Annotated in this window: 7 protein-coding genes, 1 tRNA gene and 1 riboswitch; of the genes, 6 read left to right on the plus strand and 2 right to left on the minus strand. The window is 72.0% G+C overall.

Features of this window, described 5'->3' with window-relative positions; all coding sequences use genetic code 11:
* The first annotated feature begins 42 nt into the window (after positions 1 to 42).
* Positions 43 to 1,311, plus strand: a complete 1,269-nt coding sequence (locus Q4A22_RS07180; RefSeq protein ID WP_303178119.1) for an MFS transporter — start codon at positions 43 to 45, stop codon at positions 1,309 to 1,311.
* Positions 1,312 to 1,352: 41 nt separating this feature from the next.
* Here the strand turns inward: Q4A22_RS07180 and serC are convergent, their stop codons facing one another.
* Complete coding sequence (gene serC, locus Q4A22_RS07185; protein WP_303178120.1) at positions 1,353 to 2,474, minus strand: phosphoserine transaminase; 1,122 nt, start codon at positions 2,472 to 2,474, stop codon at positions 1,353 to 1,355.
* A 190-nt stretch (positions 2,475 to 2,664) separates the two neighbouring features.
* On the opposite strand from serC, the gene Q4A22_RS07190 reads away from it, so the two are divergent.
* The 4 genes from Q4A22_RS07190 to Q4A22_RS07205 all read left to right on the plus strand — a co-directional run bounded on the left by Q4A22_RS07190 (position 2,665) and on the right by Q4A22_RS07205 (position 6,081).
* Positions 2,665 to 3,375, plus strand: a complete 711-nt coding sequence (locus Q4A22_RS07190; protein ID WP_303178121.1) for a metal-dependent transcriptional regulator — start codon at positions 2,665 to 2,667, stop codon at positions 3,373 to 3,375.
* A gap of 162 nt (positions 3,376 to 3,537) precedes the next feature.
* Positions 3,538 to 3,696: riboswitch (cyclic di-AMP (ydaO/yuaA leader) on the plus strand.
* A 3-nt stretch (positions 3,697 to 3,699) separates the two neighbouring features.
* Positions 3,700 to 4,308 (plus strand): C40 family peptidase, encoded by a 609-nt coding sequence (locus tag Q4A22_RS07195; protein WP_303178122.1) that lies wholly within the window; start codon positions 3,700 to 3,702, stop codon positions 4,306 to 4,308.
* A gap of 227 nt (positions 4,309 to 4,535) precedes the next feature.
* The gene (locus Q4A22_RS11835) at positions 4,536 to 5,615 is read left to right on the plus strand and encodes an NlpC/P60 family protein (RefSeq protein ID WP_368410618.1); all 1,080 of its coding nucleotides are present in this window, start codon (positions 4,536 to 4,538) and stop codon (positions 5,613 to 5,615) included.
* A gap of 205 nt (positions 5,616 to 5,820) precedes the next feature.
* Positions 5,821 to 6,081: a hypothetical protein gene (locus Q4A22_RS07205; protein WP_303178123.1), complete on the plus strand. Its 261-nt coding sequence runs from the start codon at positions 5,821 to 5,823 to the stop codon at positions 6,079 to 6,081.
* Here Q4A22_RS07205 and Q4A22_RS07210 read toward each other — a convergent pair.
* Positions 6,073 to 6,954, minus strand: coding sequence for a DUF4031 domain-containing protein (locus Q4A22_RS07210; RefSeq protein WP_303178124.1), 882 nt, complete (start codon positions 6,952 to 6,954; stop codon positions 6,073 to 6,075). The genes Q4A22_RS07205 and Q4A22_RS07210 overlap by 9 nt on opposite strands.
* 60 nt (positions 6,955 to 7,014) lie before the next feature.
* On the opposite strand from Q4A22_RS07210, the gene Q4A22_RS07215 reads away from it, so the two are divergent.
* A tRNA-Arg gene (locus tag Q4A22_RS07215) sits at positions 7,015 to 7,087 on the plus strand.
* The last annotated feature ends 60 nt before the right edge of the window (positions 7,088 to 7,147 follow it).

Here is a 7,147-nt window from a genome sequence, read left to right on the forward strand (position 1 = left end):
GCGGCGTCCGCGCGGCCGGCACCGGACCCCGCCGGGACCGGTATGTTCCGCTCCCTGCGGATCCGCAACTACCGCCTGTGGTTCACGGGTGCGCTGGTGTCCAACGTGGGCACCTGGATGCAGCGCACCGCCCAGTCCTGGCTGGTCTTCGACGAGCTAACCGACCACGACGCCACCGCCATGGGCGTGGTCATGGCCCTGCAGTTCGTCCCCCAGCTGCTCCTCGCGCCCTACGCGGGCGTGCTCGCGGACCGGTACGACCGCCGCCGGATCCTGCTGGTCACCCAGGGCGTGATGGCCCTGCTGGCCGCCGGCCTGGGGGCGCTGCTGCTGCTCGGTCTCGCGCAGCTGGGCACCGTGTACGTCTTCGCGCTCGCGCTCGGGGCCGTGGCGACCTTCGACGCCCCGGTGCGCCAGACCTTCGTCTCGGAGATGGTCCCGGACACCCACCTCTCCAACGCGGTGGCCCTGAACTCCACGTCCTTCAACTCCGCGCGGCTCATCGGGCCCGCGGTGGCCGGAGTGCTGGTGGCCGCGGTGGGAACCGGGTGGGTGTTCATGCTCAACACCCTCACGTTCGCCGCGATGATCTGGGCCATCCTCATGATCGACGACACCCGGCTGCGGCACTCGCCCCGCGCCACCCGGGCGCGCGGGCAGATCCGTGAGGGCGTGGGGTACGTCCTGCACCGCCCGGACCTCGTGGCGGTGATGAGCACCATCTTCATGATCGGCACGTTCGGCATGAACTTCGCCGTGTACCTCGCGAGCATGGCCGGGACCGTGTTCGGGCGGGGCTCCCAGGAGTTCGGCGCGCTCAACTCGGTGCTCGCGCTGGGCACCGTGACCGGGGCGCTGCTCTCCGCGCGCCGGGCCAGCGCGCGGCTGCGCTACATCTTCATTGGGTGCGCGGCGTTCACGGTCTCCTGCCTGGGCGCGGCCACTGCGCCCGCGCTGTGGGTGTTCGCCCTGTGGCTCGTCCCGTGCGGGGTCTCCTCCCTGACCATCATGACCACCGCGAACGCCTACGTGCAGACCACCACGTCCCCGCAGATGCGCGGGCGGGTGATGAGTCTCTACATGGCCATCTTCATGGGCGGCACTCCCGTGGGCGCGCCCGCGGTGGGCTGGCTCACGGACGCGCTCGGTCCCCGCTGGGGCATGGGCTCCGCGGTGCTCGCCGGGGCGGCGGGGGTGCTCATCGGGTGCCTCTTCCTGCGCCGCACCCGCCGGGACGCGTCCCCGGCCGACGACGCCGCTCGCCGTCGCACTCCCGGTGCCGGGGCGGCCACCACCCCGGACGAGGCGTAGCGGACATCGCGCGCGCCCCGTCCGGGAGGGGACGCGGGGGATCAGGCGAGGTGCTCCACCGTCCAGTCGATGCACCCCAGCAGGGCACGCACGTCCTCCGGGGGGACGGAGGCGAACGTGGCGATGCGCAGCTGGTTGCGGCCGAGCTTGCGGTACGGTTCCACGTCCACCACGCCGTTGGCCCGCAGCACCGCCGCGATCCGGGAGGCGTCCACGGCGTCGTCGAAGTCCACGGTGCAGACCACCGGGGAGCGGTGGGCGGGGTCCGCGACGAACGGCCGGGCAACGGGGCTGCGCTCCGCCCAGTCGTAGACCAGGGCTGAGGTCTCCGCGGTGCGGTGGGCGGCCCAGTCCAGCCCGCCCTGCTCGAGGAGCCAGCCGAGCTGCTCGTCCAGCATCACGAGCCCGGCGAGACCGGGGGTGTTGTACGTCTGGTGCTGACGCGAGTTCGCCACCGCAGTGGCGAGGGAGAGCACGTCCGGGGTCCAGCGGCCGGAGGCCTCGACCTGCCCCACGCGCTCGAGCGCGGCGGGGGAGAAGGCCGCGAGCCACAGGCCGCCGTCGCTGCCCAGGTTCTTCTGCGGGGAGAAGTAGTAGACGTCCGTCTGGGACAGGTCCACAGCCATCCCGCCGGCCGCGGAGGTGGCGTCCACCACGGTGAGGGCACCCTCTGCCGCCACGCGGCGCACCGGCATGGCCACGCCCGTGGAGGTCTCGTTCTGCGGCCAGGCGTAGACGTCCACGCCCTCGTGCGGCTGGGGGCCGGAGGGGCGCGAACCGGCGGGGGCCTCGAGCACCTCGGACGGCTCCAGGAACGGCGCCCTGTCCGTGACGCTCGCGAACTTGGCCCCGAACTCGCCGAACACCAGGTGCTGCGCGCGCTCACGCACCAGACCGAACGCGGCGCTGTCCCAGAACGTGCTGGCCCCTCCCATCCCCAGGACGATCTCGTAGCCCTCGGGCGCCTTCAGCAGCTCGGCCGTGCGCCGCTGCACCCGGGCCACCAGATCCTTCACGGGCGCCTGGCGGTGGGAGGTGCCCAGCACGCGGATGGCCTCACGTTGCAGGGCAGCCACCTGATCAGGCCGCACGCGGGAGGGGCCGGCCCCGAAACGGCCGTCCGCGGGCAGCAGGGACGGGGGGATCAGGGGCAGGTCGGTCACGGGGAACTCCTCCGGGGACGGCACGGGCTGTGCTCCCCATTGTGCCCGCCCGGTGGGGTGCCGTGGACGCGGGCGCCTTCCGGGGGCCACTCGTTACACTTCCCCTGAACCATCACCACGGGCCGAGCGGCACCTCTACCGCGGACCCTTGACCCGCGCGCTGCGGTGCGCAGAAATTCGAGGACGGACCATGAGCGGCGACCTGATCGACACCACGGAGATGTACCTGCGCACGGTTCTGGAGCTGGAGGAGGAGGGCATCACGCCCATGCGCGCGCGGATCGTGGAGCGGCTGCACCACTCGGGGCCCACCGTGTCCCAGACCGTGTCCCGGATGGAGCGCGACGGCCTGCTCTCCGTGGCCCCGGACCGCTCGCTGCAGCTCACCGCCGAGGGTCGTGCCACCGCGGTGTCCGTGATGCGCAAGCACCGCCTCGCGGAGCGGCTGCTCGCGGACGTGGTGGGACTGGACATGGCGCACGTCCACGAGGAGGCCTGCCGCTGGGAGCACGTGATGAGCGAACGGGTGGAGCAGCGGCTCGTGGACCTGCTGAACGATCCCGAGCTGTCCCCCTACGGCACCCCCATCCCCGGTCGGCGGCCCGAGGGGTCCGGAGGCGGCACCCCGGAGGCCTTCGGAGGGCTCACCCTGTGGGACGCGGCCACCGCCGAGCAGAGGCGGGAGCACCGGGTGCGGCTGCTGCCCGAGGTGGTGCAGGCGGACCTGGAGCTCATCGACATGCTCAGCTCCGCGGGGATTCTCACCGGGTCGCGGGTCACCGCGGAGCCCAACCCCGGTGACGAGCACCGTGTGCTGGTCACCAACGTGGAGACGGGGGTCTCCCTGGACATCGACGCCGCCACGGCCCGGGCCATCCGGGTCACCGAGTCCCTCTCCTGACGGGCGGTGGGCTCAGGCCACCGTGGCCGTTCTGTGATCCGTTGTAATCAAAACGTGACATTTTCGTTATCTCTCCTGTACAGTCGTGTCCGTGCCGATCACTGGTCGGATCCGGCACTCCCGAGCGCTCGCCGAGTTCTGCCATGCGCACCCGGGATCCCGTACACAGAAAATCCGCATGGCAGAAGCGGGGGAACCACTTCCGGATTCGTTACAGCCCAACGAACCCTAGGGGTCAAGTCAGCGCGCATCACCGTTGCGCGCGGCCGGATGTCTCCCATCCGAACCCGACAGCTCACCCCGTAGGCGCAGGGAGGAACACCCATGTCTTTCATGAAGCAGAGCTCTGCCCGCCACCGCGCCGAGACGTCCTCGCACATGGTGCGCAACACCACCGTCGCAGCCGTGGCCGCCGGTGCCGCCGTCGCCGGCATCTCGATGCCCGCACAGGCCGCCGGTGAGGTCGCCGACCTCGGGACCACCACGTCCTACAGCACGCAGTCGAGCACCACCTCGCTGATGTCCTTCAGCACCTCCTCCACCCAGGACACCCTGGCCTCCGGCTCCGGCCTGACCACCCAGTCCTCCTCCTCCCGCTCCGCCAGCGGTCTGGCGGGCACCGCCTACCAGGGCGTCGGTGGCGCGTACGTGTGGGGCGGCTCCAGCTTCAAGGCGTGGGACTGCTCCGGCTTCACCCAGTGGGTGTACGCGCAGAACGGCATCAACCTGCCCCGCACCACCTGGGCGCAGTTCGCGGCCGGCACCCCCACCTCCAACCCGCAGCCGGGTGACCTGGTCTCCCAGAACGGCGGCTCGCACGTGGGCATCTACATCGGCAACGGCCAGATGATCTCCGCCCTCAACCCCTCGCAGGGCACCCAGATCCACGCCGTGAACGCCATGCACGTGGACGGCTACTACACCTTCCGCTGATCCGGCGTGCCCGGGACCGTGAGGTCCCACGCGGGCACCCCTCCAGCAGGACGCGGCGGCGGCCGTGCCCACCGGTCCACCCGGTGGGCACGGCCAGCCCGCCCGTGACAGAACAGAACATCACCACACCGCCCACCAACGGTGCACCGTCGAAGCGCTGAGAACGTCGCGGTCACTGCACACCTCCGTGCCCTGGGTGGACACGAACGTGTTAGGAAACCACACGCATGTCGAACGACGCCGCTCCCGCCAAGAACCTCTTCGCCGGCAAGGCCCGCACCGTGGCCGCCGTGGCCGCCTTCTCCGGCCTGGCCCTGGCCACCACCGTGTCCGTGCAGGCCACGCAGAACGCTGACGAGCAGGCCCCCGCGGCCACCGTGTCCGAGGCCCCGGCCGCCGACACCACCGTCTCCGCCGAGCCCGCCGCGAAGGCGGACAAGGCCGACAGCAAGACCACCAAGGCGCAGGACAAGAAGGCCGAGAAGGCCGCCGCCCCGACCGCCGTGCAGTCCTCCGTGGTGCAGGCCGCTCCCGTGGCGGACGTGACCCCGCTCAAGGCCCCCGCCGCCGCCGCTCCCGCGGCCCAGGCTCCCGCGGCCCCGGCTTCCGCCACCGTCACGACCGCCTCCGAGCAGGTCACCCCGGTCCCCGCGAAGGCCCCGGCCCAGGGCCGTCACGCCGCGCAGCCCACCCAGCAGACCATTGCCGCGGAGACCGCCGCGCAGCAGAGCAACCAGGTCTACTCCCCGGTGGCTCCCGCGAGCAGCGCTGTTCCCGCCTCGCAGGGCACGCAGACCCGCACCGCCGGTGTCAGCACCCACCAGGCAGCCACGGCCACCACCCAGAAGACCACCGCCCAGACCGGTACCACCGGGGTCGAGACCAGGACCGCCGCGACCGCTGCCGTCAGCACCGTCTCCACGCAGTCCACCACCGTGCACAAGACCGCTGCCAAGACCACCTCCACGGTGTCCGGCTCCGCCAAGGGCCAGGCCATCCTCGGCGCCGCCGAGGCGCAGATCGGGGAGAACCAGGACTGCACGCAGCTCGTGTCCGACTCCCTGGCCGCCGTGGGCATCAACTTCCACGGCTGGCCGGCCGACTACAAGTCCCTGGGCACCTCGGTCTCCGCGGACCAGGCCCGCGCCGGTGACATCGCCTACTACGCCAACGGTGGCAGCGGCCAGGCCCACGTGGCCATCTACGCCGGCAACGGCCAGGCCGTGCACGGCGGGTGGAACGGCAACCAGACCGTGAAGACCACCGCGTACGTGGGCTCCGGCCCCGAGTTCATCCGCGTGGGCTGAGCGTTCCCACGCACGGAAGGCGCGGCAGATCCCGCGCCGCCACCCCGGGACTCCACCGGACTGCGGCATCCGCCGCACTCCGGGTGACACCCTGAGGAATGCACGGCCCCCGTCGCACGACGGGGGCCGTGCATTTCGTCGTGCCCGCCCGCACCGCGCGCTCTGGACCGGTCGGCGTCCAGGTGCCGGTCGTAGAATCGTGGGCATGTCCACCGACTTCTCCAGCGCCGCCCGAACCCCCCAGGACCAGGAATTCACCTACTACGCCGTGGGCATGGTCGCCGGGGCACTTCCCGGCATCATCGTGGGTTTCATCGTGGCGGCCTTCGTGGGCCACGTGGCCATGTGGCTGTCGGTCTTCGGCGGCATCGGGATCATCCTGGGGCTGGTGACCGCCGCGGTCGTCTTCCGACGCCGCCGCGCCGCCACCCGCCGGGCCCGGGAGTCCGCCTCCGACTCAGTGTGAGCCGAGCCGCTCGATCTCCCGTGCCAGATTTCTCCTGGCCCGCTCCTCCCACAGCCGCACGGCCTGCGGGTCGTGGAAGAGGCTGGGCTTGGTCAGCAGGGCGCTCAGCACGTCCGTCCGCGCCGCGCGGAACTCGTCCTCGGGCACGGAGGCGTACTCCCGACGCACGGCCTGGCGGTACCGCTCGTAGTCCTCGGGCGGACCTCCGAGGACCGACAGGTCCGCGTCCACCAGCAGGCACGCCTCCCGGTCCCCGGGATCGGGTGAGTGCTCGGCGGTGACGAGCACCAGTTCCGCCACCCGCTCACCCGTGCCCTCCGGCCACGCCGCCGAGCCGAGCGCGGCCCGGGCCAGCTCGGCGGAGTCCCGCTCGTCCTGGCCCGCGCGTCCCTCGTGGACGGCGTCGTGGAACCACGCGGCGAGCACCAGGTGGGGCCTGGCCCTCGCGTCCGTGAGACGGTCGAGCGACTCGAGCACGTGCAGCAGGTGCGCGGGTCCGTGGTAGACGCGGTGGGGTTCGCTCCACCGCGCCACCAGGTCGTGTCCTGTCTCCGGGTCCCAGGGGAAGTGGCGCTCCCACCGGTCGGTGAGGACGGAGGCGAGCTTGGCCGGGCGGCGTCGTGCGGGGATGCGCAGGCCGCTGCCGATCAGCAGGCGCGCGAGCTGCTTGCCGTCCACGGCAGTGGCGCCCAGGCCCACCGCGTCCGCGTGGCGGTGGGCGGGGACGTCGTAGTGGTCGCGGTCGAAGGCGCGCTCGGAGATGCCGAGGGCCGCCGCGAACTCGTGCAGCTCCCGCAGGGACGCGTCCGAGACGAGGTGCGAGAACACGGTCCCGTGCGCGGGCCACCGGGGCGGGTCGATGTAGACGGTCATGCTCCCATTGTGCGCCGGACTCGCGGGTGGGCGGCGGCGCGGATACAGTGGAGCACTGTTGCCCTCGTAGCTCAGGGGATAGAGCACGGCTCTCCTAAAGCCGGTGTCGTTGGTTCGAATCCAATCGAGGGCACGAGCAGTGCCCCGCCCGTCACGGGCGGGGCACTTGTCGTCCCAGACTCCCAGACTCCCA

Source organism: Kocuria sp. (assembly GCF_030530945.1).
Lineage (GTDB): Bacteria > Actinomycetota > Actinomycetes > Actinomycetales > Micrococcaceae > Kocuria.

Coding starts and splice junctions, on each gene's coding strand:
- Q4A22_RS07180 (WP_303178119.1), top strand. CDS start 43: ATGTTCCGCTCCCTGCGGATCCGCAACTACCGCCTGTGGTTCACGGGT.
- Q4A22_RS07190 (WP_303178121.1), top strand. CDS start 2,665: ATGAGCGGCGACCTGATCGACACCACGGAGATGTACCTGCGCACGGTT.
- Q4A22_RS07195 (WP_303178122.1), top strand. CDS start 3,700: ATGTCTTTCATGAAGCAGAGCTCTGCCCGCCACCGCGCCGAGACGTCC.
- Q4A22_RS11835 (WP_368410618.1), top strand. CDS start 4,536: ATGTCGAACGACGCCGCTCCCGCCAAGAACCTCTTCGCCGGCAAGGCC.
- Q4A22_RS07205 (WP_303178123.1), top strand. CDS start 5,821: ATGTCCACCGACTTCTCCAGCGCCGCCCGAACCCCCCAGGACCAGGAA.
- Q4A22_RS07210 (WP_303178124.1), bottom strand. CDS start 6,954: ATGACCGTCTACATCGACCCGCCCCGGTGGCCCGCGCACGGGACCGTG.